Genomic DNA, 24,479 nt, shown 5'->3' with positions numbered 1-24,479 from the left:
CGACACACTTCAATGCCTCTAAACACCGGAGATCACTTGAACCCTACTGCGCCGACAGCCAGAATCCCGTTTCTGTCACTGCAGAAGGCTACAATAACCGTGCGACTCCCGCTGATCTGCTCACTTTTGCTTTCCCTGACCGGCTGTATGGTGGTCACTGACAGCTCTGCCCCCTATGGCAGAGTAGGTATCGCCCCGCCCGCCCCAGATGTCAATCTGGCCCTCTGGCAGCCCCCTGAACGGCTTGATTCTTATGTCCTTCAAGGTAGCCTGCAAGGCAGCGAACATGATCTCCGCCTATTCCGCTATATCAACCCGGCAACCCTTGATGAAACCCTGGAGATGGCCGTTTACCCAATCCCTGGTGGCTGGGAAGACCTGCCACCTTTGCGCATGGTGGAAGGTCACTTTCCCCAGCAACGGGAAATCGAATTGCGCAGACTGCAACGTCACAGTCGCGCCGATGTTGAGGAAACCATTCATGACAGCCTGTCTGACCCAGCACTGAAATACCCGCTGGCGATCAGCGAAATGCATGTACTAGGCAACGGCCAATCACTCTCTTCTCTGTTGATCCTGACCGCCGACATGCCTGTGTTCATCCGTCTCAGGCTGGAAAGCAAACAGCCGGACATTGGCAGCCGCATTGAAGAAATGCGCCAGACACTTCTGCTGTTTCGCGATGGCCTGGTACGCCATGCCGGACCATGATTTCGCCCCATTATCGAGCGCCAAAATAGAATGGCAAAACGACATTCCTGTTGCCGTCGATTACGCAGACCCCTACTTCTGCAGGGAAAATGGCATCGCCGAAACAGATCATGTATTTATCGCAGGCAACCAGTTAGCGCAGCGTTTCCGTGAGCTGCCTCCACATTCTTTGTTTGTGATCGGAGAAACCGGCTTTGGTACCGGACTAAATTTCTTTCGCGCCGTTGAATGCTTTCTGCAGCATGCGCCAGCCGACGCGCGCCTGCACTTTATCTCCGCTGAGAAACATCCGCTGAAGCGCGATGACCTCCAGCATGCTCTGAAGAAATGGCCGCACCAATCATTATTACGGGATGCCCTTCTGCAGCACTGGCCCGCAGCTGCGCCCGGATTCCACCATCGTGAATTACTGCCAAACAGACTGACCCTAACCCTGCTGTATGGCGACTGTGTTGCCATGCTGTGCATGCTTAATGCACGAGTGGACGCATGGTTTCTGGATGGTTTTGCGCCGGCGCGCAATGCGGACATGTGGCGCCCAGAACTATTTATTCAGATGCAACGGCTGAGCCAGCCGGGCACCACCGTCGCCACATTTACTGCCGCAGGTTTTGTGCGCCGAGGTCTTGACGATGCCGGATTTGTCATGCGGCGGGTTCCCGGCTACGGCCGCAAAAGGGAAATGCTCTGTGGGGTTGCGGGCAATAATCTGTGGCAGGCAAGCACTATTCGGCAGCCCTCTGTCATTGTTATTGGTGCAGGGCTTGCTGGCGCCACAGTGGCACGCTCGCTGGCTCGCCAAGGCATCAGAGTCAGGGTCATTGATTGCGGAGAAATCGCCGGCGCCGCATCTGGCAATCTTGCCGGTGTGCTGTACACCACGCCCAGCGCCCACCCGACACCGCAGAACCGCTTCTACCAGAGCAGCTATCTTCATGCCCTGCACTGGCTACAGCGGGAGTCATTTCCAAACAGCCCGCAACACGGCGCTCTCTGCGGCGTCCTGCAATACCCGAAAGACGAACGTCTCGCGGACAAGGCCCGTGCTGCATTAAACAGTGGCTTATGGCCAGGTGAAGAATTACAGGCACTAGATCAGGACGGCTCCATGCGCTTTGTCCGCGGCGGCCACCTTTCGCCACCACACTGGTGCAGACATCTGCTTGATCACCCGCTGATCAGCTTGCATCAGCAACATGTGGAGCAGCTGCAGCATAAAAATCAACGCTGGCAGGTGCTCTGTGCACAAAGTGTGATTGACGAGGCAGATCATGTGGTGTTGGCCAACAGTTTCGATGCCCAGCGTCTGGCTCCTGTAAACGGGGTGCGTCTGAAAAAAATTCGCGGGCAGGTCAGCTATGTTGGCGCCACCGAGGCATCTGGGCAGTGGCGAGAGGCTATCTGCCATGCCGGCTATCTGACTCCGGCCATCGACAATCTGCACTGCGTAGGCGCCACATTTGACTTGCATGATCACAGCGAAGCAGCAAAGGATGACGATGACCATGCCAACCTGGAGGAGTTACGCCAGTATCTACCCGAGCTATGGCAGCAATTGGGTGGAGAAAAGGCACAAGTAATATCCCGCCGGGTGGGCTTTCGCTGCCAAAGCACCGACTTCCTGCCATTGGCCGGCGCCGTTCCGGAACAACCAGCCGGACTATGGATGAGCATTGCCCATGGCAGCCGAGGACTAAGCGGCACACCACTCTGTGCTGACTTGCTCAGCGCGCAAATTCTTGGCTTGCCAACACCGGTGGATCAGGAAATCATTGACGCCCTATCGCCGGGTCGATTTATGCTGCGGCAGAGCCAACGTCTACGGGGAACACATCAATGAATCTGAATTTGGTCAGCCTGCCGGATATCACCGCGCTTTATACCGCCCTGTTTCTGCTACTGATGCTAGCTCTGGCTGCCAATGTGGTGCGCTGGCGCCTGAAAGCAAAGATTTCCCTGGGTGATGGTGGCAACAAAGACCTGGCAGGAGCAATGCGCTGCCACGGCAATGCAACGGAGTATGTGCCGCTGGTACTGCTCGGCATGGCTCTACTGGAAATGCTCGGCGCTTCCAATATGGCCATGCACCTGTACGGCGGCCTGTTCCTGCTTGCACGACTGGCTCACGCGCTTGGCATGTCGCAACCGAAGAAAGTTAATGTACTGCGTCAACTCGGCATCGTGATCAGCTGGGGGATAATGCTTTCGGTGGCCGTCCATCTGCTAGTCAAAGTGATGTAGTGCGGTTCCTCAATCGACTTCCGGGATCCGCTCCGCATCAAACAGCGAGATGGTCTCGGTAGCCTCGTCAAACCAGATCACAACCTTGCCACGGCGCAGCTGCTCGCGCACCTGATCTACCCGTGTGGTCAGGGGGATCTCACGCTCGCCATAATCCGTGCCATCACGGCTGACGAATTCCTCGATAAGATTCTGCAAAGATTCAGCGGGAATATCCTGCCAGGGAACGATCACGCCAAGTGACCCTCACGGGCCCACTCGCATCGAACGCGCAACGGCTCATCGCTGGGCCGATGACACATGTCAGCACTATCCCAGACGAAGGTGTGATTACCGGCCAGCTCCGTTTCCAGATGAACCGTAGCATTTACCCAGTACATATTACGCAGCAAGGCTTCAAACTTGTTAATCCAGTGTTCCCACTCATACTCAACCGCCCGATAAGACATACCGAAGTGGATCACTTGAGTATGGTAAGTACCGCCCATCAAATCATCACCGGGCACAGAGAACATTTCGCGACACAGAAACGGCCAGGCATCGGCCTGAGGCAACTGCATTACCGCCTGGCGATTGTGCGAGCAACTGGCCCTGCGCTCAGCCAGTGAGCCAAATGGTAGATGTTTGATGCAACCGTAGACAATCGATTCGGTATCCACTTTATCTCCGGCACTTTGATAATTGGACACGGTACTTCTCTGCCTGCGCAGCCACCCTGCCAGCCGCCTCTCGAGCATGGGGATTGCCCGCTGCCGCACCCCGAGCATAGCCACCATGGCCCAGATAGTAATTTAGATAAAGATTATAGGCATCCGTTTTGGACACCTTGTTTTTACGGTAACTCTGATCGTGATACCAACCCACAAAATGAATGGCATGCTTGAACTTATTGCGCTTTGCCCGTGATCGCCCGGTCTCCTCCCGATACCATTTCCAGGTGGACTTGAGCGCCTGGGGATAACCGTAGGCATCGGAGGGACGAGGACCAGGAATAAAGCCAAGGTACCTTTTCCGTGGCGGTTTTACCCGCGCCTGAAAAGTAGACTCCTTCCAGATTGTCGCCATGGTGATATGCGGCGGCACACCGAACTCCTTTTCCACGCTCTTGCTGTAGCGATACCAGTTATTAAACAGCCCGCCTTTCTCGTCATAGATGGCGCAAGCATCATTCACATTAGAAGGCTGAGAGGCGCAGGCCGTAAGAAGCATGCTCACGGCAACTAAAGCTAGCAGTCTTGTCATTCTGCACTCCCGGGGTAAACACCATGCTCTGTAAGAACCTTGATCAAATAGGTCTCATCTTCTACTGCAATACCCAATGCTTGCGCTTTGTCCAGTTTCGAGCCGGCCGCTTCGCCGGCAATCACCATACTTGTTTTTGCCGACACAGAACCAGCCACCTTGGCACCCAGCTGCTGCAAAGCCGCCTTGGCCTGATCGCGGGTCAGTTGCTCCAGCGTACCGGTGAGAACCCAGGTTTGTCCGTGCAAGGGTAACGTTTCCGGCTTTTGTGGCTCAGATTCGCTTGGTGTTACTCCCGCCTCCAGCAATCTGGAAATAACCTGCTGATTGTGCGGCTCAGCAAAGAAATGCTGTAGATGACTCGCCACCACCGGCCCAACATCTGCCACCTGCACGAAGGCTTGGTCGTCCGCTGCCATAATTGCCTGCAGGCTACCGAAATGATTGGCAAGCGCCAGTGCTGTGGCCTCCCCTACTTCACGAATCCCCAGGGCGAACAGAAATCGTGGTAGTGCAACCTGCTTGCTGCGCTGAATTGCCTCAATAAGATTGGCGGCGGATTTCTCACCCATTCGCTCAAGAGACGCAACCTGCTCAATGCTCAAGCGGTACAGATCGGCCACATTAGCAATCAGCTTTTCATCCACCAACACATCCACCAATCGCTCGCCCAGGCCTTCAATATCCATGGCCCGGCGGGATGCGAAGTGCCGCACTGCTTCCTTCTGCTGCGCAGCGCAGATCAGGCCACCGGTACAACGGGTAACCGCCTCACCTTCCGCACGAAAAACCTCGCTACCACATACCGGGCAAGCAACGGGGATGGTAATGGCTCTGGCACTTTCCGGGCGACGATCTGCCAGCACCGCAGACACTTTCGGAATTACATCACCGGCCCGCAGCACCACCACGGTATCGCCGATATGCAAATCAAGTCGCTCGATTTCATCGGCGTTATGCAGCGTCGCATTGCTTACCGTAACACCACCGACAAACACCGGCTCCAGCCGCGCCACTGGGGTCAAGGCACCGGTACGACCCACCTGCCACTCCACATCACGCAGAATGGTCAGCTCTTCCTGGGCTGGAAACTTATGGGCGATGGCCCAGCGCGGAGCACGGGACACAAAACCAAGCTTCTGCTGCAGGGCCAGATCATCAACCTTATAAACCACACCATCGATGTCATAGCCAAGGGTTGGTCGCTGTTGCTGAACACGCTGGTAAAACGCCAGCAGCTCATCGACACCATGACAACGACATACCAGTGAATTCACTCGCAAACCGAGATCGCGCAATAACTGCAAGCTGGCCAGATGAGTAGCAGGCATTGCCTGACCTTCAAGGCGAGCAATACTGTAGGCGTAAAATTCCAGCGGTCGCTGAGCGGTGATGCCTGAATCCAGTTGACGCAAGCTACCAGCAGCGGCATTGCGTGGATTAGCAAAGGGCTTCTGACCGGCCTGACGCTGGCGTTCGTTAAGCGCTTCGAAGCCATCGTGGGGCATGACCACTTCACCGCGCACTTCCAGCAGCGCCGGGGCCTGACCGCGCAAACCAAGCGGCACCGAACGCAGGGTACGGATATTAGCGGTAATATCCTCACCGCTGGCGCCGTCGCCACGGGTAGCAGCTCTGACAAGTTGGCCATCTTTATACAAAATGCTAACCGCAAGACCATCCAACTTGGGCTCGGCCACATAAATAACAGTGTCCTGTATGCCAAGTCGCTCACTGATGCGTCGATCGAAAGCGACAAGCTCCTCATCGCTGAAAGCATTGTCTAGCGACAGCATCGGCACTTCATGGGTTACTTCAGAAAAGCCGTCAAGCAGACGGTCGCCCACTCGCTGAGTCGGTGAATCAGCACTGACCAGCTCGGGATGTTGCTCCTCAATGCTTTGCAGCGCCCTGAATATTCGATCGTACTCAGCGTCCGGTACCGCTGGCTCATCCAGAACGTAGTAACGGTAACTCCAGTCAGACAGCTGTTCGCGCAGCCGGCGAACCTGATCGGCAACCGACTCAGACACCGGCCACCCGTGATCGGCGTTCAAACTCGCGCACCTTTTCACGCATATGCTCAACGGTTTGCTGAGTCAAAACGCTGTGCTGATCGTCACGCACTTCGCCGCCAAAGCGATCACCAAGGTGGCGTACCGTCTTGATCATTCGCTCCAATGCCTCTGCCGGCCTGGATGGCCCGGGCATCTTCAAGAAAAACGTCACCGCGCGAAAACCCTGAGTTTCCATGGAGTCGATATCGAAAGTACCTGGTTCCAGCGCATTGGCCATGGAGAACTGCAGCTCATCTGCGCCGGCTCGCGCCTGATGCAGATGAAAAATATTCATTTCGCCGTAACGCAGACCCTGCTCAAGTAATGCCTGTAGCAGGTCACGCCCCGGCATAACATGACTGGCCGGGGTGACCATATGCATAACAATCACTTCGAGCAGCTCAGGGTTAGCCGGGCGCGAGGGCGATTGATGGGCCGCAGGGGTATGACTTTCAGCCGACTCTTCCGGTAACTGCTCTTCAGGCAGCTCCTCAGATTGATCTTCAGCCCCAAACAGGTCTACCTGCACCGCCTCAGTAACTGACTGTGCGGGGGCCTCTTCCGGCTCCATGGCTAACGGAGGAGCGGGCTGCGCCTGCGGGCTTTCCACAACCTTTCCTATATTGCCAATATCCGGTTGACGACGAGACGTCGGCTCACCACTGCGCACCGTGCGGGCTCCACCGGAGGGCAATTCCGGGTTGCGCTCATCGTAGGGCTGTTTAGCCAGCTCCTTCGCTTTCGGATCAATGCGCAAATGCAGGCGACTACTGCGCTCCTTGAGCATGCGACGCACGCCATCAGCAAGAATGCCGACGATCAGGATCACCAGAATGACGATCAGCGTTTCCAGACCCACGTCCTGTCCCTCTCAGATTCCGTTAGCCGATTAAAGCTGTTAACAAGGCGGTCAGGCGCTAGCCATTTCCGCCGCCACATCCACATCCACCGCCACCAGACGCGATGCACCCGGCTCATGCATGGTGACACCCATTAAAGTGTCAGCCATTTCCATGGCGATCTTGTTGTGGGTGATAAAGATAAACTGCACCACCGGCGACATTTCCCGAACCAGGTTACAGAAACGACCCACGTTGGCATCATCCAGCGGCGCATCCACCTCATCAAGCATACAGAACGGTGCCGGATTAAGACGGAAAATTGAGAACACCAATGACAAAGCTGTCAGCGCCTTCTCACCACCAGATAGCAAGTGGATGGTGCTATTACGCTTACCAGGCGGCCGCGCCATGATCGCCACACCGGTATCCAGTAGATCTTCGCCGGTTAGCTCCAGATAGGCATGCCCCCCGCCGAATACTTTCGGAAACAGCTCCTGCAAACCGTGGTTAATACGATCGAAATACTCTTTGAAGCGCGTGCGGGTTTCACGATCGATTTTGCGAATCGCGTTCTCCAGCGTCTTCATTGCATCTTCAAGATCATCGTTCTGGCTATCCAGATATTCCTTTCTTTCCGATTGCTGGCGATATTCATCGATGGCCGCCAGATTAATTTGACCAAGCCTGGAGATACGCTGACCAATCTGCTCCAGCTCATCAGACCACTGCTGCTCCTGAGCATCTTCCGGCAAGTTAGCCAGCACCGTATCCAGATCAAATTGTTGCTCGACAAGTTGCTCCTGCACAGTACTGCGGCGCACTTTGATTTCCTGCCACTGCATGCGCTTCTGATCCAGCTTGCTGCGAACCTCTGCGGCCTCACGCTCATATTGCTGACGACGACCATCCAGACCACGCACTTCATGATCGATGGTTTCCAGCTCTCGGCGCACGGTCTGCATGGACTGCTCCGCTTCCAGACGTGCCGCCAGTTGTTCCTCCAACTGCATGGCCAACTCGCGCGCGGGATCATCTCCCTCGCTAAGCTGCGCCTCGATAATGGTCTTTCGCTCAGTGAGCTGCTCTGTCTGTGTTTGCAATCTGGAAAGGCCAGCGCGCAGTGAATCCGCTTGAGTGCGCGCACCCTGCACCTCCATGGCCAGCTGATGCACCGTATCGCGATCATGCCGGGCACGCTGACGAATCTCATCCAGCTTGGAGCGAGCCGCATCACGACGCGACAGTAATGCCTCACGGGCCTCCGTATCGGTAGCCATGGCCTCCACCGCCTCCGAAAGAATCGCCCGAGCCTCTTTAAGGTGCTCCTGCTCACTACTGCGCTGGGTCGTCGCCTCGTTAAGCTCGCTGCTTAACCTCTCACGACGCATGGTGATCTGCTCAAGACGTACCTGACGGGCACTGACCTGAGCATTAATTTCACCCAGCTCGCGACCCACACGACTGCTCTGCCGCTGCGCTTCTTCACGCTCCTCCTCAAGCAGCTGAATTTTCTCCCGCCCTTCTTCCAGCTGCTCACGCAGCTCCAGAATCTGGTCTTCCAGCTCTTCAATTTGCACACCCAGCTGTTCCAGCTCGCGACGGCGCTCCAACAAGCCAGCTTCCTGATCCTGCTCGCGGGCCACCCGCAACCAGTCCGAGCCTAACCAGATGCCATCACGGGTTACCACCGACTCACGAGCACTAAGCTGGCCACGTAGGGCCAACGCTTCTACCAGAGTATCGGTGACATAAACATCTTGCAGTAGCGCTGGCACATGACCGCTAACAAGAGAAGCCAATGGCTTGCCCTTAGCGCCCAACTGCAATGACACCGCTTCGGTCATCAAACAAACACGGCCATGCTGCAAGTCCGCCAGCCATTCTTCTACTTTCCCCGTACCATCAATGCACAGGCCATGCAGCACGTCACCCAAAACCACTTCGACTGCCTTTTCCCAGCCGCTTTGAACCTGCAAACGATCTGCCAGTCGCGGCCTGTCTTCCAGTCCATGGCGGGATAGCCACTCAGATACCGCGCCGTCGTCGCCCATGGCGGCCTTCTGCAATGCTTCCAAGGAGGCATGGCGGCTGCGCAGCTTTTGCATCTGCTCGCGCTTTTCTTCCAGCGCCCGGCCTCGCTCGCCATTGTCGCGACGCAGCGTATTGATTTCTTCCTGTACCGACTCGCTACGTTGCTCGCCGTCTTCCAATTGCTGACGAAGCTGCTCAACCTGCTCTTCAAAGCGGCGCATCTCTGCCGCCAGCGGCTCCGCATCCAGACCGCTCTGCTCTTTGCCCAGTCGATCAATTCGATCGCTTAAACGCTCAATGGATGTTTCCAGATGCTTGATGCGTGACTGTTCTACTTCCGCATGGCGACGGGACTCGTTGGCGCCGTGGTTAAAGTTTTCCCACTCCTGCTGCCATTGCTGCATTGTCTCTTCTGCTTCAGCGAGCATCTCCGAAGAGCTGAGCTCCTGCTCGCGCAGCATTTCCAGCTGTGGTTCGATTTCCGCCAGCCGCTCATCAAGCTCGGCAATCTTTTCACTATCCGCATGTAAATGAGTGTTGGCATCCGCCCAGTTGGCTTCGATCTGCTTGAGCTCTTCATACAACTGATGCTTACGCTCACGCTGGAACTGAATAGTCTGCTCAAGCCGGGCGACTTCTGCACCAAGGCCGTAATATTGCTGCTGGACCGTATTAAAACGATCCTGCACTTCGGTGTGGCCATCGCGCAGACGCTCAAGCTCCGCATCTACATGACGCTGCTCGGCGATCTTTGCCTCCACCGCCACTTCCAGCTCGCGCATCACATACTCAACCTGCTCCACCTGAGTATTCAGGTTGCGCCAGCGCAGGGCTCTCATCTCGGCGCCCTTCTGCCTCTCTTCCTGCTTGAACTGTTTGTATTTTTCCGCCGCCGCAGCCTGCCGAGACAAACGCTCAATCTGACGCTCCAGCTCTTCACGAATATCAGCCAGCCGCTCCAGGTTCTCCCGGGTGCGGCGCATACGGTTTTCGGTTTCCCGGCGACGCTCTTTGTAACGGGAGATGCCGGCCGCCTCTTCAATATAGATACGCAGCTCTTCTGGCTTGGCTTCGATCAGGCGCGAGATCATGCCCTGCTCAATAATGGCGTAGCTGCGCGGCCCAAGACCGGTACCAAGGAAGATATCGGTGATATCTTTACGGCGACACTTGGTACCGTTAAGGAAGTAATGCGACTGGCCATCACGACTAACCTGACGGCGCACCGATATTTCCGAGAAGCGAGCGTATTCGCCACCCAGGGTGCCATCAGCATTGTCGAACACCAGCTCGATAGAAGCCTGGGACACCGGCTTGCGGGCATTGGAGCCATTGAAGATAACGTCTGTCATCGACTCGCCACGCAGATGCTTGGCAGACGACTCCCCCATTACCCAGCGTACAGCGTCAATGATGTTTGACTTACCACAGCCATTCGGCCCGACCACCGCGGTCAGGTTATCCGGGAACGTGGCCGTGGTCGGGTCAACGAAAGACTTGAAACCGGCGAGCTTGATACTTTTCAATCGCATGGCGTGCGTAACCTGCCCATGAACGCCACATCCGGCGGCGTCCTGTCATCCAGTTGAAGGAATCCGGTGGCCCGGATTTGCCGGGCGACACCGTGAAAGCGGCTAGTGTATAGAAAATTGGCCGCCGCCAGTAGGAATCTGCGACCATTCCCGACAGACAAATGCTCCGCCGCCCCTGTTCCGCTAAAGGAGACCCAAGTGTTTGATGCAATTGGCTATTTTTTGAGCGCCCTGCGCCTTGCCCGGGAACCCGGCATGCGTCGCTGGGTAATCCTGCCACTGGCCTTCAATATCCTGCTGTTTGGCGTGCTCTACTGGCTGGCCGGCAGCGCTCTTGGCGGCTGGATCGCAGCACTCGGCGTTGGCTGGCAGCTTGACGGCAGCCTCGCCTTTTTAAATAGCGCCATTAGCGCCGGGCTTTGGCTGCTGCAGGCACTGGCATGGCTGGGCCTGCTGATGCTGTTTGCCAGCACCTTTACCATCGCCGTACAGCTAATCGCGGCCCCTTTTATGGGCCTGCTTGCGGAACAGGTGGATCGCCGGGTCAGCGGTACGCCGCTGGCAGAGGAAACCATCCCTGCCATGATCCTGCGCACCTTCCGCCGCGAACTGGTTAAAACGTGGGACTGGCTTTGGCGCACCGTGCTTGTGGCTATTGTAGTCCTGATTATCTGGCTTATTCCGGTAGTTAATCTGGCCGCCCCAGTGGTCTGGTTTATGTGGTCCGGCTGGCTGCTGGGCATGCAGTACATTGATTATGGCGCTGATACTCGTCAGGTGCCGTTTCGCAGCATGAAGGCCGCCGCCGGGCGTAGGCCTCTGCTGGTGTTGGCTTTCGGCTGCATGGTACTGGGCGTCACCATGGTGCCACTGGTTAATCTGGTGGTCATGCCGGTGGCCGTAATAGCAGGAGTGATGATCTGGCACCAATCACTCAAACAACATATCCGGGAAGCATTATGAGGATGAAGCCATGAATAAGTCGCTGCGCCTGTCTGAAAAATGGTTTAACCGCGGGCTATGGCTGGTGGCGGTGGTGTTTGCCTGGTTTCTCACTGGCCTCGGCAGTTCGCTGGTCGGCGACTTGCCAAAAGTGGAGCAAACCCTGCAGATCGAGGACTTCATGGACCCGGCCCTGAGTCGCCAAACCAGCAAGTCAATTCGCTCATTAGAACAGTCCATCGAAGACGCCAGTGACAACTTGCAGCGTATTCGCCTGCAGCACTCCGCTGCCATGGCGGCAACTCAGGCGGACCGTGACACTTTCAACAACTGGCTGGCCACCCGCAGCGCCACCCAGCGGGCGGACCAGGACCAGGAGCTGGTCCGGCGCAGCGCCATGCTTGATGAGCTGAAAGCCAACGAGCGGCAGCTGCAGCAGGCCCTGGAGGTTGGCGAGCAGCAGCAATTCGAACTGCGCCTGCAACTGGAGGAGCAGCAACAGCTGCTGGCTGACGAGCGCCAGCGCGCCTATCAATCTCTTGGCAAGGCGCAGCGCTCTCAGGAACTACGCATCTTCCTGTACCGTTTGGCCCTGACTCTGCCATTACTGGTTATTGCCGGCTGGCTTTTCGCAAAGAAGAGGAAAACCCCATCATGGCCTTTCGCCTGGGGCTTTATTCTGTTTGCCCTTTTCGCGTTTTTTGTCGAACTGGTACCTTACCTGCCGAGCTATGGCGGCTATGTACGTTATGGGGTTGGCGCCCTGATTACCGTGCTGGTGGGCCGACGCGCGATAAACGCCCTGAACCGCTATCTGGAACTACAGAAACAAAAAGAAAGCTTGCCGGACATCGAGCGCCGACGTGAGCTGGGTTACGATCTGGCCCTGACCCGACTCACCAAAGGTGTCTGCCCGGGATGCGAGCGTGGTGTCGACCTGCAGAATACGGCGATTGATTTCTGCCCGCACTGCGGCATAGGCCTGCATGACCACTGCCAACACTGCAATACCCGCAAAAGCGCCTTCGACCGCTTCTGCCATGCCTGTGGCACCGACTGCAACAATCAACCTTAGCCATCGCCGCGGCACTGCTGCCGCGGCACACAGCAGATTCAGCTTTTCGGGGCATTCTCCACTTCCGGCCCCAGCAAAATGGCAATCCAGCGGGTGTCATCGTGAGAATCCAGACCGATACGCAGAATCATGGTCAGCGGCACAGACAGCACCATCCCCATGGGGCCGAGCACCCAGCCCCAGAAAATCAAGGAGGTAAATACCACCAGTGTGGACAAGCCCAGACTACGGCCCATCAGACGAGGCTCAATAAAGTTGCCGATAACAATATTAATCGCCGCATAGCCGCCGGCAACCACACTGGCCACCAGGCCTCCGTGCAACACCCAGGCCAGCAGCACCGCAGGGATGGCGGCAATAAAAGAACCAATGTTGGGAATGTAATTAAACAAAAAGGCCAGCGACCCCCACAGCAGCGGGTAATCCACATCCAACAGCCAAACCCAGAGGCTTACCAAAGCCCCCGTGGCCAGACTAACCATGGACTTGATCGCCAGATACTGCTTCACCCCATCGGCAAAACGGTGAAACGCATCAAGACCATGACTGGCATCTGCGGTAGCCGCAATCAGCTTGGCGGGCATGCGGGCCGCCTCCAATAGAATAAAGGCCACAGCCAACAAGATCAGCAACGCATTGCCCAACAACGAACCGAACTGTCCCATCAGCCTGCCCGCCATGCCGATGACCACCCCGGGATCAAAACGCTCACGTAGTGCCGATAAGTCGGTATCAACACCTAGCGCCGCCAACCCATTGAGCAACCCCGCGGCCCGCTCATTAAGCGACGCCTGATAGGTTGGAAGCTGACGCATAAAGCCATTTACCGAGGCGCCCAGCACTGCCATCGACACCAATACCACCAATAGCAGGCAGACCATTACAATGGCCACGGCTGCCGACTCAGGAACACGCCTGGATACCAGCCAATTCATGGCGGGAACACAGACAATGCTAATAAAAATGGCCATCAGGAACGGCTCCAGCAAATCGGATGCCGCACGCATACCAGCAATAACGATAACCAAGGCCGCCAGTACGAACTGTGCTGGCCAACGAATTTCCTTCTCCATTAACACTCCCCGCTTGCCGGATATCTTTAGCAGCCTATGATACGGCCTTTACTGCGGGGTGCATCATGCGAATTGTATTAACTACTGTACTGCTTTTTTGTACAGCCTATGCCCAAGCCGAATGCCGACTGTCTTTGCCCAGAGCCAGCTTTGCTGATGCCGTGCAGGATCGTGAGCCTGTGGGCGATGGCAGCGGCACTGCCGAGAGGCTATGGTTTTTCACGGAAGTGGCCAACGGTGGCGGTGAGGTGCTTTACCACCAGTGGTACCGCAATGGCGAAGAAGACGCCCGCGTGCGGCTGGAGATCGGTGCTGATCGCTGGCGCACATGGTCCAGCAAACGTCGACAAGCGGACGCGCGCTATACCGTCCGAGTACTGACCGAGTCCGGCTGCGACCTGGGGGAATACGGAGTTATCAGCGGCAGCGACTCCGGCGCTAATCCAGCCAGTAGTGCGCTACTGACCGAGGCCCGCGCCCTGCTAGCCTCCTCAGATACTACCGGCGCCCGTCTTCTGGTGCGTAAAGCGCAGCAGTCAGGTGCCAGCGACCCGGCTTTAACGCGTTTTCTGGAGCAGGAACTGGCGTTGGCAGAGCTGGCTCGGGATATCCGCGAAGACAATCTGTATATCGCCGGCGGACGCATCGACACCCTGCAGCAACTGTCCATGTCTGCAGCCAATCAGGCCATGCTGGAAAACCTGCAACAGCAATGGCAGCAACGCCGCGAGCAACTCCGTCAGGAAATGAACAGCTGGCTTATGGCTGTGCAGCGAAGCCTCGCCAACATGCCCGCCAGTGCTGATTGTGAAACGACGGTGGACAGCACTAGCTGGCTACCGGAGCCGCACCGTGACCAGCTGACTGTCACCGGCCAGCAATACCAGAGTGGCATGCAGACCTTACAGTTACTGGATCAGCGCAGCGGCCTTCAGCATCAACTGGAACGCCCCTGCCTGTAGTCGGCCTATTTAGCGCCCTGCCGCACAAATCATAGCGGGTCGATTTTCAGGTGACTGATATCTGGTGTGACGGGCGGCTTTTCTTCCCTCTTCTCACCCATATCAGCACCAGCGGGAGCCACACTTAAGTGGCTGACATCCGGCACCACCGGTGGCGGCAAATGACGCTCCACCGCCAGGTCCGAACCGGTGGGTGCCACCGCGAACGGGCCACTGAAGCCGGTGCCACCGGTACGAATGGTGCCAACGGTTTCCAACGACCCACCTGATACCGCCGCAGGCTGACCGGCCTGCACGGCAGGCTCGGCCGGCGACGGTGTTGCAGGTGCGGGTGCCGCAGAGGCGGGCGCAGGACTCGGCGCCGCTGCGGGCGCTGCGGCTGGCTCAGTCGGCTCACCTACCCGCTCCAGTTCTGCCTGTGCTCCAGCCTGCTTCATCACTGCACGGAACTTCATTGCAGTGGCCTGATCGGCATCCTTCTTGACCACCACCCGTTTACCGGTAAACAGCCCTTCCACTTTCGCCATATCCATTCGGAAAGCTGCGGCAAGGTTTTCCCGCACTTTGGTGGGGTCGGCGCCGGCGACGATCTGACCGGCGAATATTACATTGAAACGGGCTTCGCTCATGGTGCTTCTCTGAGGCTGCTTTGCTACAGGTTAGGACGCCTGCCGTCGTCAGGCAATCCGCTCCGCCGCATGTTCTGCCAACGCAGCAATGGTTTTTGAAGGATTTAGCCCCAGCGAGGTCGGCACCACTGCGCCGTCCATTACAAACAGGTTGGGATAGCCGAACACCTCGCCGCGGTCATCTACCACCCCGGAGCGAGCGTCATCGGCCATATTACAGCCGCCCAGCGGGTGTGGCGTGACCAGATTACGGAACCATTTCCAGGTAGCCGGGGTGATCGCCTCCCCGCCAGTAGCCCGGGTAAGTTTGAGATGCATATCAGCCAGCCCCTGTACCGCCAGCTCTGCTTTGCGGTAATCCCAGCTCAGCTTGAGCTTGTCCTTGCGCCACGGCATTAGCCAGCGTCGGCCCAGATGGAAGCGACCACCGGGCTCATCCGCCGCCTGACCAAACCAGGGCATCATGCGACGGGCCGGGTCGGTGCGTTGCGCCCCTGCCATTAGCGCCCGAGCCAGCCTGGTATTACGCAGCCGATAATGACGGCCGCCTTTTTCCAGCAAGTTGCCCAGTAAATCGGGAAAACCACCGTCCTCGACAAAGAATCTGGCTCCAGCTTCACTACCGTCCAGGAAATCAATGGCGGACGAAATAGTCGGCCCCCGGGTGGGTGAAAGTTCTCGCTCGTCATACCAGGCGGCCGTCAGGAAATCTCCGTTGGAGGTCCAGCCCCGCCCCAGATAGCGGCTTAGCTTAGGCAAGGTCTTGTGCTGGTCACGACAGCGCAGCAACAGCTCCGTGGAGCCAACGCTGCCGGCACTCACCACCACCCGCTCGGCTCTCAGGGTGACATCTCGTCCCTTATCGAGATCCCGCACCTGCAAGCTGTAGCCGCAACCATCAGGAGTAATGCAGCGCACCTGATGCAGAGCGCGCACTTCTGCGCCAAGTTGCTCCGCCAGAGCCAGATAATTCAGGTCCAGCGTATTTTTGGCCTGAGTCGGGCAGCCAATGTCGCAATTACCACAATGGATACATGTCCCTTGGGTCACACCCTGATCGTTTACCCATGGGCGCGATTGACTCAGGTCGTGGGGATTGTCGAGCCCGTAATGCCAGTCGGGATTAAAGGCCACCGCCTGTGGCACCAGCTTGAAGCGCTCACCGGCTCCAATTTTCTCCGCTGCCTCGCGCATCAACCGGGTTCTTGCAGTGAGCTGATTATCCGGCAGAGGCTGCACCACCATCATCTTCGCCACAGTCTGGTAGTGGGGCTGCAGCGCGGCATAGCGAATGGCTTCAGGCCAGCCCCCATTGAAGACCTCTGGCTTGGCATCAATAGAAACATTGGCGTAAATCAGCGAGCCGCCACCCACACCGGCTCCCAGTGCCACACTCATGTCACCAAAATAGCGGAAGTCCAGCCAGCCGTTTTGCTGCTCTGGCTCGCTTTCATCCCAAAGCCAGTTGCGTTGACTGACGCTTGGGTAGTCCTTGACTGCCCAGCGGCGACCCCGCTCCAGCACCAGAACCCGGGCGCCTTTCTGAGCCAACCGGCAGGCCATAACCGCGCCGCCGAATCCACTGCCGATCACGATGGTGTCGAAGTCACTCATGTTCACTTCCCTGTGGGCTGCCCATAGCCTCCCCACGAGAGGAGGCTAGTCGGGATTTTTAATCCAATAATTTCATAAGGTTGCAATATAGTCTTGAAGTAGGTTCTTTGCCAGATACAGTTTCAAATAAGCATACTCATCTAATGACTTAATGAGATTTTGATAATGGTTTAATGAAATATACTATTTATATACGTATTTAATGACCTAACAGAATAATGGCGTAACGCCTTACATGTATGCGTAAATACGTATCTGTATAGATGCAGGTGCAGGCCATGATGAAGCAGATTGATTTTGTCTCCTCCCCTGAGCAGGAGGCAGCTAGAACTAGCACCACCGAGCGCAAACCAAAACGTCGCCGGCGTGGCAGTAACGGCCCCCGCGAAGGCCACCGCCGGCTGACAGCGGATATCCCCGCAGACCTGCATAAACGCTTGAAGATGCAGGCGCTCATGGAAGAATGTACCGTCACGGATATCATCATTGAGGCAAGCCGCGCATGGCTGGCCAGCCGCTGATTGTCAGCTCAGGGCTCAAGGATTAACGGGGGAGTTATGCGACCAAGAATTCTAATCATCGGCAGTGGCGCGGTGGCTGCGGTTTATGCACACCATCTCGTGCAAGCAGGCTGCCAGGTCACTTTTCTGGTGCGTGACAAAAGCAGCGCCAACAGCGCCATGCCGCGCCAGCTACATCAGTACCAATTTATCGGCAAGCCAACGGCAACACAGCAGCGCCTGAGAGTAATCACCCAGGCTTATCCCGACTGGGATCAAGTCTGGCTAACCCTGCCCTCGGACGCACTCACTTCCCCTTGGCTTGCCGAGCAACTGGCTGTATTCGGCAGCGATACTCCGTTAATCAGCTGGACTCCTGATTTCCGCGATGACGAGATCCTCCGCAAAATCTATAAGGGCCCGCTGCAGCACGGCCTGATCGGGCTGATCAGCTTCCATACACCACTGCCTGGGGAGAAAACACCCACGGAGGGCTTCGGCTACCTGCTACCGCCTGGCTCGGCAATTCTGGACAACAGCCGCGTAGGCCAGCAGGCCGCCGCACTGCTGCGCACTGGTGGCCTGCCGGCCAAATGCATTAAGGATCTGGAGTGGTTCAGCGCCCGCTCCACCTCAGTGATGGTGCCACTGATCGCCGGGCTAGAAATGGCTAACTGGTCGCTGAGCGAGATGCGCAGCAGCAAGTGGCTTGGCATCGCCTGCCAATCCTGTCGACAGGCCACCCTGATCAGCGCCAACTACATGCAGCGCGATGCCGGGATCAGCGCCAAGCTACCACAGCCTCTGCTGGTCAGCATGATCACTCGGCTGGCACCGAAGGTGATGCCTTTCCCGCTGGAAACCTATCTGCAATATCATTTCAGCAAGGTAGGCGTACAAACCAGGCAAATGCTTGATCACTGGATCGAAGAAGGAAACGCTGGCGGGCTGGATGCAAGCGCCCTGCAGACCCTGCGCGCTGGGCTGCAGTAAAGCACAGGCTGATCAGCCTTCCTGTCGAGGATTCATACCCAGATGCTGCTGCCCGCGAGAGCGGGCCAGATCTATCTGACGTTGACGCTCGGCAAAACGGTGGCGCTGTTCTGGCGAGTATTCATCCACGCACTTCGGGCATGCCACACCCCGCTGATAATGCGGTGACAGCTTGTCCTCTGCGGAGATCGGTCTGCGACAGGCATGGCACTGGTCAAAGCGACCCGGCTGCAGATCATGATCCACCGTGACCCGCTCATCGAAGACAAAGCACTCGCCTTGCCACAGCGAATTGTCCTTCGGCGTTTCTTCCAGATATTTGAGAATGCCGCCCTTCAGGTGATAGACCTCATCAAAGCCCTGCTCCTTCAGGTAGGCAGTAGACTTTTCGCAGCGAATGCCTCCGGTACAAAACATGGCTACCCGCTTGTGCTTTTGCGGATCAAGATGCTGGCGCACGTAATCGGGAAACTCTCGAAAACTTCTGGTTTGTGGATTAATCGCCCCGGCAAAGGTGCCCACTTCGTATTCGTAGTCATTGCGCGTATCAATAAGCAACGTTTCAGGATCGCTGATCACCCGATTCCAGTCCTCGCCGGACAGATAGGTGCCCACCACTTTAGTAGGATCCACGCCCTCTATGCCCATGGTGACAATCTCTTTTTTCAGCTTCACCTTGGTGCGCAGAAAGGGATGCTCGTCAACCAGCGACTCCTTATGGTCCAGCTCCGCCAGACGGGGATCCGCGCGCAGCCAGTCAAGGATGGTATCGATATCTTCACGACGCCCGGAGATCGTGCCGTTGATGCCCTCGCTGGCAAGCAGCAAGGTGCCGCGCACGTTATGCGCCAGCATCAGATCAAGCAGGGGCATACGCAGCTCGGCAAAGCCGTCCAGCCGGGTAAAGCGATACAACGCAGCAACCACAATCATGGAAATCAGAACCTCATTATTTACAGGCCATTGCCACCACGGCAGGTCGGCGAGGCAGCAGCATTGGCGCCGCGCTCAGCCCACTCTTGCGGGGTAAAGGTGTGCAGCGCCAGCGCATGTATCTGAACCATCTCGGCCTTCAGCAGGCCGTAAACCAGCTGATGCCGCTTGACCAGACCAAGTCCCTCAAATGCGGGCGACACCAGCACCAGTTTGAAATGCGAATCGACGCCACGCTTGTGCATGTGACTCTCGTTGACCAGCTCCAGCTCAGCCACATCAAGGCCCTGACGCACCCTGCTTTCAATCTCTGCAGCAATACCCACAACACACTCCGGGAACAATCTGGGGCGCCATTATACCTGACCCGAGTTGGCGTGGTGTCCCCCTTAGGCGTGAACGCCACCATAATCCGGAGGGTGACTCAGCGTAGCGGGCACCCCGGAGGATTATGGCGGCGAACTCTAAAGAATCGGTTTCCAAAACTGCTCCATTTCAGCAGAAAGCAACGGAGCCACCTCAGCCCCCGGACCAAAAGTGCGAGCCTGTCGCTGCTCCGGCCACGACTGCCAGTCAGCCCGGCCCTGATGGGCAAACTGCCCCCAAGCATTCATCACTTCAGCGGACAACTGCGCAGCCAACTCCCCACCCCCGGTAAACAGCGCCCCCGCCGGCGTGTCAGTCAGACCAAACACCAACGGCACATCCATCACATGACAGGCGCCTAGCGGCACCCCGAACGCCTCAACCTCATGAGTAAAGCAAAAACCCCAGCAAGAGCCTTGCGCAGCGCTGTGAGCATCCAGCAAGCGCGCAGTGGGGACACGGAAAGTACGGTCTGTTTCCAAGGTACTCACCAGATCCATCAACCCGCGGCGTGGTTCGACAGCAACCTCTGCAGAGTAACGGGCAAAAGCCTCCTCAGAACGACCGGGCAACTGCCGTTCCATACGCCGGCGGATTTCATCCGCATCCAGCGACAGCAGTCTGTCCATGCCAACGCCGCCATTAAATGGTGGCGCAAACTGGAACAGGTTCCACTCGTCCCTGCATACCCCCGCCATCATCGCCTTATCACTGGCGCAGCCTGCGGCAATGGCCTCTATCGGCGACTGCGGCAGCAGATCACCATCCACCACCGGCAGATACACCATGCCAAATTGCGGTGTGCTATCGCGCAGGCCACGCTTGACCACCTGCCGCAGGGAAGCATTTTGAGCACGAATAAAGTCCCGTGCTGCGACATTGCGCAACCGATCCGCCGCGCTATCGTGACCGGCCAAGCCACTCACCAACACCTCGGCCACCTTGGCTGCCTCACTGGGAGCCAGTACAAAGTCCGCGGCGCCAGACTGAACAATTGCGCGCTGGAACAACGACTTTGCCGACGGCGTGGCCATCAGCGTGGCCACACTGAACCCCCCAGCGGACTCCCCAAACACCGTGACCCGATGGGGATCCCCGGCAAAGGCGGCAATATTGTCCTGCACCCATTGCAAAGCCGCGATCTGATCACGCAGACCCAGATTGCTATCCGCCTCCAGCGATGGAGCAATCTCCTTGAACCAGCCAAACCCCCAGGCGCCAAGTCGATAGGCGGGATTAACTACAATGACCCGCTGCTGCTGCGCCAGACGACGGCCCTGATAGAGCAGCTGAGACGGAGAGCCACTGGTATAGGCCCCGCCATGGATCCACACCATTACCGGGAACGGCCCGTCACCCTCTGGCACCCAGATATTCAGATACAGGCAGTCATCATTAATCTGCTCTGTCCCCATCAGCGGATTCGGGGTTTGCCAAGTGGCAGGGCGGAATTTTTCCGCAGCCAACACACCACTCCACGGACTAACAGGCTGGGGAGCTCGAAAACGCATCTCGCCCAAGGGAGGCGCCGCAAAAGGGATGCCACGAAATTCATGGACACCGTCAACCGCCAACCCGGTTAAACGGCCAGTGCTGATTTCGATTGCGTTCATGTTGTCTCCCCGAATGACTGCTAGCATGCTCAGGCATTGCTATTTGTGCGCGAAGGTAGCAGCTTCCACAAGCTGCGACGATGACCGATTTTGACCAAGCCTCTTGACTCACGCCCACCTATGTCGATGATGCAGCCATGACCACACCGAATTTCGGCACTCTCAGTGTTGCCTCTTTCTGGCTTGAATATCTCCTTGATGCGGCGCTGCATCAGGGCTGCGACCTGTCGTCTGAACTGGTTCGCCTGGGTATTACCGACGACCAGCTTGAGTCCCCTCAGGCTCGGATACCGTTAAAGGCCGAACATCAGCTGATGTTAAAAGCCCTTGAATGCACCAAGGACCCGCTATTTGGCCTGCATATGGGCGAGCGCATCCGCCCGCGTTTTATGGGCGAACTGGGTTATGCCAGCATGTCCGGTACCAACCTGCGTCAGGCCATCGACCTGATGGTGCCGTTCCAGCGAGTAACCACCGAGTTTGCCGAGGCTGAAGTACTGCGAGAAGGTGACAGCGTCACCCTTTCCTGGCACACCGCCTTTGACGAGCCAGACACCACCCGCCACCGTGTCGAAGCGTTCTTTGTCGGAGCTGTCACCTTTGGCCGCTGGATTAGTGGCACCGACGAAAATCCGGTAGAGGTACGCTTCCGTCACTCCGAACCAGCCTGCGGCGACGCTGAATACCAGCGCGTATTCCGCTGCCCGGTGTTGTTTGATCAGGCTGACAACGCCGTTGTGCTGGACCAGCGCCTGCTTGATTTGCCAATGAAAGATGCGGACCCGGAAGTGCACCACATTATGCGCAATAGGCTGCAGCAAGCGGTGACCCGTTACCTGGCGCGGGACAATCTGCTGGATCAGGTGCGTATGGAAATTCGTCGACAACTGGAGTGCACCATTCCTCAGGTGGAAAATGTGGCCGAAGGGCTGGACATGAAGCCGTGGACATTACGCCGTCGGCTACGCGCCGAGAACACAGACTTTTCTACCTTGCTGGAAGAAGAGCGGCGCGCGCTGGCCCGTGACTGGCTGATTCACAGCGATCGCTCAGTGAGCCAGATTGCCGCTGATCTGGGTTATTCGGAACAGAGCGCCTTCAACCGCGCCTTCAAGCGCTGGTTCGATACCACTCCGGTAGCCTATCGTCAGGAAAATCAGAAACTGCGTTAATTGCCATATGGATTGCGGCGCAGCTGGCTAGCGTCGGCGACCCTTGTTTGCAGGCCTGTTTGCGGACTTATGCGGGGGTTTGTGTGCCGGCTTCCCCACTCGGCTGGCCTCTTCAGTTTTACTCGAGCCGGCCACCATCTGGTCGATCAGGGCCATCTCTGCCGCACTAAGCTCACGCCACTGTCCGGCGCGCAACCCACCCAGACGCACATTCATGATTCGCACCCGTTTGAGGCGCACCACGTTATAGCCAAGATACTCGGTCATACGCCGAATCTGCCGGTTTAATCCCTGCGTCAGGACAATATTGAATGTATCAGCGGACACCTGACGTACCTTGCAGGGCTTGGTCATGGTGCCGAGAATCGGAATCGGCGCCGACATACGGCGGACAAATTCATCACTAAAAGCCTTGTCGACGGTCACCACATATTCCTTTTCGTGAGCGTTGCCAGCACGCAGGATTTTATTGACGATATCGCCATCGTTGGTCAGCAGGATAAGGCCCTCAGAGGGTTTATCCAGTCGACCAATGGGAAAGATTCTCTGCGGATAACGTACCGCATCAACGATATTGCCCTGCACCTGCCGGTCTGTGGTGCAGGTAATTCCAACCGGCTTGTTGTAGGCCAGGTAGACCGCTTTTGGCTTCGCCCGCAGCGGCTTGCCATGCACCATCACCTGGTCACCATCGGCGACCCGTGTACCCATTAACGCAACCTGGCCATTAATGCGCACCTGCCCTTCTTCGATCAGACGATCCGCCTCACGACGCGAGCAGATGCCGGTATCACTGATAAATTTATTCAGGCGAGTGCCGGAAGATTCGCTCATAGGTTACGCCTGAGTGAAATGTGCACCGAAGAAAAGTCGTTTGCTCTGCACCAGCGTTAGACCGTTGGCATAGCCCTTCATCAACGGCCGGCGCACGCCGTGCTTGAGCACACCAAAACTCAGCGGCAAGGTGGAATAAAAGACCGCCGCTATGGGGTGCACGCGGCGCAGCTCACTGCGCCAGCGATCAATATCGGCAATATAGTTCGCCGCCACGTCGTGGCCTGAAAGAATAGCTGTCGCTGCACGTTGGCCACTTAATACGGCGCCGTATATGCCCTCGCCCAACAGAGGCTCGGTAAAGCCGGCAGCATCCCCCACCAACAACACTCGTCCGGCGGCCAGGCGTTGCTGATGGCCCCAGGTGCCCAGCGGAAAACCCTGCACATGGGTCAGCGCATCGGAACCCAAACGCTGACGAGCGTAATCTGCCAACGCATGACGATCGACTGTGCCGCCAGACTGGGTACGAGTATAAAGCCCCACATTGACATGATCGCCCTTGGGAAACATCCAGCCATAACCACCGCGCACCACACCAAAATCAAAGGTGGTTTGCGGATAGCGGCTGCAGTGCTCACGACTAAGCAAACCCTCAATGGCCATGGCACCATGTCGAGCGCCACCACCAAAGGCCAGACGGCGCACCGCACCATGGGCACCATCCGCACCAATCAGATAGCGTGCGCCAATCTGCTCGCCGTCCACAGTCAGGACAATGCCATCGGAGTGACTCTGAAACCCGGAAATATGCCGAACAATGGTTAATGAGGCGCCAGCCTGCTGGGCCTGCTCACGACATAGCTGGTCCAGCTCTGGACGATGGGTCATCAGGCAAAACGGCGTATCGGCGGCAAATGGTGTTTCCAACTTCTGATACAGGCTCATCTGCATCTGCGATACGGTTTCGCGAACCACGCTATCAAGGGGAAAACGATATAAGCGGCGGGCTTTCTCAGTGACCCCACCGGCGCAAGGTTTATGCCCGGTGCCAGCATGACGATCAAGCATCAGCACCGTCAGGCCGGCACTGGCCAGATCATAGGCAGCGGCACAACCGGCCTGCCCTGCTCCGACAACAATGACATCTACCTGCTTCAAACGATTCTCCACGGCA

General features: G+C 57.1%; 23 protein-coding genes. 9 read left to right on the top strand and 14 right to left on the bottom strand.

The features are described 5' to 3' along the window. The first annotated feature begins 36 nt into the window (after positions 1 to 36). The 3 genes from J1C54_RS13930 to J1C54_RS13920 are packed head-to-tail and all read left to right on the top strand — an operon-like array spanning position 37 to position 2,952. Positions 37 to 711, top strand: a complete 675-nt coding sequence (locus tag J1C54_RS13930; protein WP_229148997.1) for a hypothetical protein — start codon at positions 37 to 39, stop codon at positions 709 to 711. Then, positions 698 to 2,551, top strand: a complete 1,854-nt coding sequence (gene mnmC / locus J1C54_RS13925; protein ID WP_229148994.1) for a bifunctional tRNA (5-methylaminomethyl-2-thiouridine)(34)-methyltransferase MnmD/FAD-dependent 5-carboxymethylaminomethyl-2-thiouridine(34) oxidoreductase MnmC — start codon at positions 698 to 700, stop codon at positions 2,549 to 2,551. The genes J1C54_RS13930 and mnmC overlap by 14 nt, the downstream gene beginning before the upstream one ends. Continuing rightward, on the top strand, positions 2,548 to 2,952 hold the full coding sequence (locus J1C54_RS13920; protein WP_229148991.1) for an MAPEG family protein: 405 nt from the start codon (positions 2,548 to 2,550) through the stop codon (positions 2,950 to 2,952). The genes mnmC and J1C54_RS13920 overlap by 4 nt, the downstream gene beginning before the upstream one ends. Positions 2,953 to 2,961: 9 nt before the next feature. Here J1C54_RS13920 and J1C54_RS13915 read toward each other — a convergent pair whose 3' ends face one another. The 6 genes from J1C54_RS13915 to smc are packed head-to-tail and all read right to left on the bottom strand — an operon-like array spanning position 2,962 to position 10,656. Continuing rightward, positions 2,962 to 3,186 carry a YheU family protein gene (locus J1C54_RS13915; RefSeq protein WP_229148988.1) on the bottom strand — a complete coding sequence of 75 codons (225 nt, stop codon included), beginning with the start codon at positions 3,184 to 3,186 and terminating at the stop codon, positions 2,962 to 2,964. Beyond that, positions 3,183 to 3,611, bottom strand: coding sequence for a hypothetical protein (locus tag J1C54_RS13910; RefSeq protein ID WP_229148985.1), 429 nt, complete (start codon positions 3,609 to 3,611; stop codon positions 3,183 to 3,185). Before J1C54_RS13910 ends, J1C54_RS13915 begins: the two co-directional genes overlap by 4 nt. A gap of 1 nt (position 3,612) precedes the next feature. After that, complete coding sequence (locus J1C54_RS13905; RefSeq protein ID WP_229148983.1) at positions 3,613 to 4,194, bottom strand: hypothetical protein; 582 nt, start codon at positions 4,192 to 4,194, stop codon at positions 3,613 to 3,615. After that, on the bottom strand, positions 4,191 to 6,251 hold the full coding sequence (gene ligA / locus J1C54_RS13900; protein WP_229148981.1) for an NAD-dependent DNA ligase LigA: 2,061 nt from the start codon (positions 6,249 to 6,251) through the stop codon (positions 4,191 to 4,193). The genes J1C54_RS13905 and ligA overlap by 4 nt, the downstream gene beginning before the upstream one ends. After that, the gene (zipA, locus tag J1C54_RS13895; RefSeq protein ID WP_229148980.1) at positions 6,220 to 7,110 is read right to left on the bottom strand and encodes a cell division protein ZipA; all 891 of its coding nucleotides are present in this window, start codon (positions 7,108 to 7,110) and stop codon (positions 6,220 to 6,222) included. The genes ligA and zipA overlap by 32 nt, the downstream gene beginning before the upstream one ends. Before the next feature lie 51 nt (positions 7,111 to 7,161). Further along, positions 7,162 to 10,656, bottom strand: a complete 3,495-nt coding sequence (gene smc, locus J1C54_RS13890) for a chromosome segregation protein SMC (RefSeq protein WP_229148979.1) — start codon at positions 10,654 to 10,656, stop codon at positions 7,162 to 7,164. A 198-nt stretch (positions 10,657 to 10,854) separates the two neighbouring features. Here smc and cysZ point away from each other — a divergent pair, with 198 nt between their 5' ends. Together cysZ and J1C54_RS13880 are read left to right on the top strand one after the other, a co-directional pair. Then, on the top strand, positions 10,855 to 11,619 hold the full coding sequence (cysZ, locus tag J1C54_RS13885) for a sulfate transporter CysZ (protein WP_229148978.1): 765 nt from the start codon (positions 10,855 to 10,857) through the stop codon (positions 11,617 to 11,619). A gap of 10 nt (positions 11,620 to 11,629) precedes the next feature. Further along, a complete protein-coding gene (locus J1C54_RS13880; RefSeq protein ID WP_229148977.1) occupies positions 11,630 to 12,673 on the top strand; it encodes a zinc ribbon domain-containing protein in 1,044 nt (347 codons plus the stop codon). 38 nt (positions 12,674 to 12,711) lie between these two features. Here J1C54_RS13880 and J1C54_RS13875 read toward each other — a convergent pair whose 3' ends face one another. Further along, the gene (locus J1C54_RS13875; protein WP_229148975.1) at positions 12,712 to 13,746 is read right to left on the bottom strand and encodes an AI-2E family transporter; all 1,035 of its coding nucleotides are present in this window, start codon (positions 13,744 to 13,746) and stop codon (positions 12,712 to 12,714) included. Positions 13,747 to 13,811: 65 nt separating this feature from the next. Between J1C54_RS13875 and J1C54_RS13870 the strand changes: the two genes are divergently transcribed. Then, a complete protein-coding gene (locus J1C54_RS13870; RefSeq protein WP_229148971.1) occupies positions 13,812 to 14,708 on the top strand; it encodes a DUF2914 domain-containing protein in 897 nt (298 codons plus the stop codon). Between the two features lie 29 nt (positions 14,709 to 14,737). On the opposite strand, the gene J1C54_RS13865 is transcribed toward J1C54_RS13870, so the two are convergent. Next, positions 14,738 to 15,337: a hypothetical protein gene (locus J1C54_RS13865; protein ID WP_229148967.1), complete on the bottom strand. Its 600-nt coding sequence runs from the start codon at positions 15,335 to 15,337 to the stop codon at positions 14,738 to 14,740. Between the two features lie 48 nt (positions 15,338 to 15,385). Further along, positions 15,386 to 16,951 carry a GMC oxidoreductase gene (locus tag J1C54_RS13860; protein ID WP_229148964.1) on the bottom strand — a complete coding sequence of 522 codons (1,566 nt, stop codon included), beginning with the start codon at positions 16,949 to 16,951 and terminating at the stop codon, positions 15,386 to 15,388. 278 nt (positions 16,952 to 17,229) lie between these two features. On the opposite strand from J1C54_RS13860, the gene J1C54_RS13855 reads away from it, so the two are divergent. Both J1C54_RS13855 and J1C54_RS13850 read left to right on the top strand, forming a co-directional pair. Next, complete coding sequence (locus J1C54_RS13855) at positions 17,230 to 17,472, top strand: hypothetical protein (RefSeq protein WP_229148961.1); 243 nt, start codon at positions 17,230 to 17,232, stop codon at positions 17,470 to 17,472. Positions 17,473 to 17,508: 36 nt separating this feature from the next. Continuing rightward, the gene (locus J1C54_RS13850) at positions 17,509 to 18,444 is read left to right on the top strand and encodes a ketopantoate reductase family protein (protein ID WP_229148959.1); all 936 of its coding nucleotides are present in this window, start codon (positions 17,509 to 17,511) and stop codon (positions 18,442 to 18,444) included. 12 nt (positions 18,445 to 18,456) lie between these two features. Here J1C54_RS13850 and J1C54_RS13845 read toward each other — a convergent pair whose 3' ends face one another. The 3 genes from J1C54_RS13845 to J1C54_RS13835 form a co-directional block, all read right to left on the bottom strand. Further along, positions 18,457 to 19,377 carry a rhodanese-related sulfurtransferase gene (locus J1C54_RS13845; RefSeq protein ID WP_229148956.1) on the bottom strand — a complete coding sequence of 307 codons (921 nt, stop codon included), beginning with the start codon at positions 19,375 to 19,377 and terminating at the stop codon, positions 18,457 to 18,459. A 20-nt stretch (positions 19,378 to 19,397) separates the two neighbouring features. Next, positions 19,398 to 19,703 (bottom strand): BolA family protein, encoded by a 306-nt coding sequence (locus tag J1C54_RS13840; RefSeq protein WP_229148954.1) that lies wholly within the window; start codon positions 19,701 to 19,703, stop codon positions 19,398 to 19,400. Positions 19,704 to 19,841: 138 nt separating this feature from the next. After that, positions 19,842 to 21,356, bottom strand: a complete 1,515-nt coding sequence (locus J1C54_RS13835; protein WP_229148951.1) for a carboxylesterase/lipase family protein — start codon at positions 21,354 to 21,356, stop codon at positions 19,842 to 19,844. 137 nt (positions 21,357 to 21,493) lie between these two features. Here J1C54_RS13835 and J1C54_RS13830 point away from each other — a divergent pair, with 137 nt between their 5' ends. Then, the gene (locus J1C54_RS13830) at positions 21,494 to 22,528 is read left to right on the top strand and encodes an AraC family transcriptional regulator (RefSeq protein ID WP_229148949.1); all 1,035 of its coding nucleotides are present in this window, start codon (positions 21,494 to 21,496) and stop codon (positions 22,526 to 22,528) included. A gap of 27 nt (positions 22,529 to 22,555) precedes the next feature. Here the strand turns inward: J1C54_RS13830 and rluF are convergent, their stop codons facing one another. Both rluF and J1C54_RS13820 read right to left on the bottom strand, forming a co-directional pair. Beyond that, complete coding sequence (gene rluF / locus J1C54_RS13825; RefSeq protein WP_229148947.1) at positions 22,556 to 23,362, bottom strand: 23S rRNA pseudouridine(2604) synthase RluF; 807 nt, start codon at positions 23,360 to 23,362, stop codon at positions 22,556 to 22,558. A 3-nt stretch (positions 23,363 to 23,365) separates the two neighbouring features. After that, a complete protein-coding gene (locus J1C54_RS13820) occupies positions 23,366 to 24,463 on the bottom strand; it encodes a geranylgeranyl reductase family protein (protein ID WP_229148944.1) in 1,098 nt (365 codons plus the stop codon). Positions 24,464 to 24,479: the final 16 nt, after the last annotated feature.

This window comes from Alcanivorax sp. 1008 (assembly GCF_020667895.1).
Lineage (GTDB): Bacteria > Pseudomonadota > Gammaproteobacteria > Pseudomonadales > Alcanivoracaceae > PGZG01.
The sequence above is the reverse complement of the archived record's forward strand: the minus strand, read 5'-3'. Positions and strand labels throughout refer to the sequence as shown.

What these genes read in the sequence shown, in the direction of transcription:
- mnmC (WP_229148994.1), top strand. Translation starts at nt 698, where the DNA reads ATGCCGGACCATGATTTCGCCCCATTATCGAGCGCCAAAATAGAATGG.
- J1C54_RS13920 (WP_229148991.1), top strand. Translation starts at nt 2,548, where the DNA reads ATGAATCTGAATTTGGTCAGCCTGCCGGATATCACCGCGCTTTATACC.
- J1C54_RS13905 (WP_229148983.1), bottom strand. Translation starts at nt 4,194, where the DNA reads ATGACAAGACTGCTAGCTTTAGTTGCCGTGAGCATGCTTCTTACGGCC.
- smc (WP_229148979.1), bottom strand. Translation starts at nt 10,656, where the DNA reads ATGCGATTGAAAAGTATCAAGCTCGCCGGTTTCAAGTCTTTCGTTGAC.
- J1C54_RS13880 (WP_229148977.1), top strand. Translation starts at nt 11,630, where the DNA reads ATGAATAAGTCGCTGCGCCTGTCTGAAAAATGGTTTAACCGCGGGCTA.
- J1C54_RS13875 (WP_229148975.1), bottom strand. Translation starts at nt 13,746, where the DNA reads ATGGAGAAGGAAATTCGTTGGCCAGCACAGTTCGTACTGGCGGCCTTG.
- J1C54_RS13870 (WP_229148971.1), top strand. Translation starts at nt 13,812, where the DNA reads ATGCGAATTGTATTAACTACTGTACTGCTTTTTTGTACAGCCTATGCC.
- J1C54_RS13865 (WP_229148967.1), bottom strand. Translation starts at nt 15,337, where the DNA reads ATGAGCGAAGCCCGTTTCAATGTAATATTCGCCGGTCAGATCGTCGCC.
- J1C54_RS13860 (WP_229148964.1), bottom strand. Translation starts at nt 16,951, where the DNA reads ATGAGTGACTTCGACACCATCGTGATCGGCAGTGGATTCGGCGGCGCG.
- J1C54_RS13855 (WP_229148961.1), top strand. Translation starts at nt 17,230, where the DNA reads ATGATGAAGCAGATTGATTTTGTCTCCTCCCCTGAGCAGGAGGCAGCT.
- J1C54_RS13850 (WP_229148959.1), top strand. Translation starts at nt 17,509, where the DNA reads ATGCGACCAAGAATTCTAATCATCGGCAGTGGCGCGGTGGCTGCGGTT.
- J1C54_RS13845 (WP_229148956.1), bottom strand. Translation starts at nt 19,377, where the DNA reads ATGATTGTGGTTGCTGCGTTGTATCGCTTTACCCGGCTGGACGGCTTT.
- J1C54_RS13835 (WP_229148951.1), bottom strand. Translation starts at nt 21,356, where the DNA reads ATGAACGCAATCGAAATCAGCACTGGCCGTTTAACCGGGTTGGCGGTT.
- J1C54_RS13830 (WP_229148949.1), top strand. Translation starts at nt 21,494, where the DNA reads ATGACCACACCGAATTTCGGCACTCTCAGTGTTGCCTCTTTCTGGCTT.
- rluF (WP_229148947.1), bottom strand. Translation starts at nt 23,362, where the DNA reads ATGAGCGAATCTTCCGGCACTCGCCTGAATAAATTTATCAGTGATACC.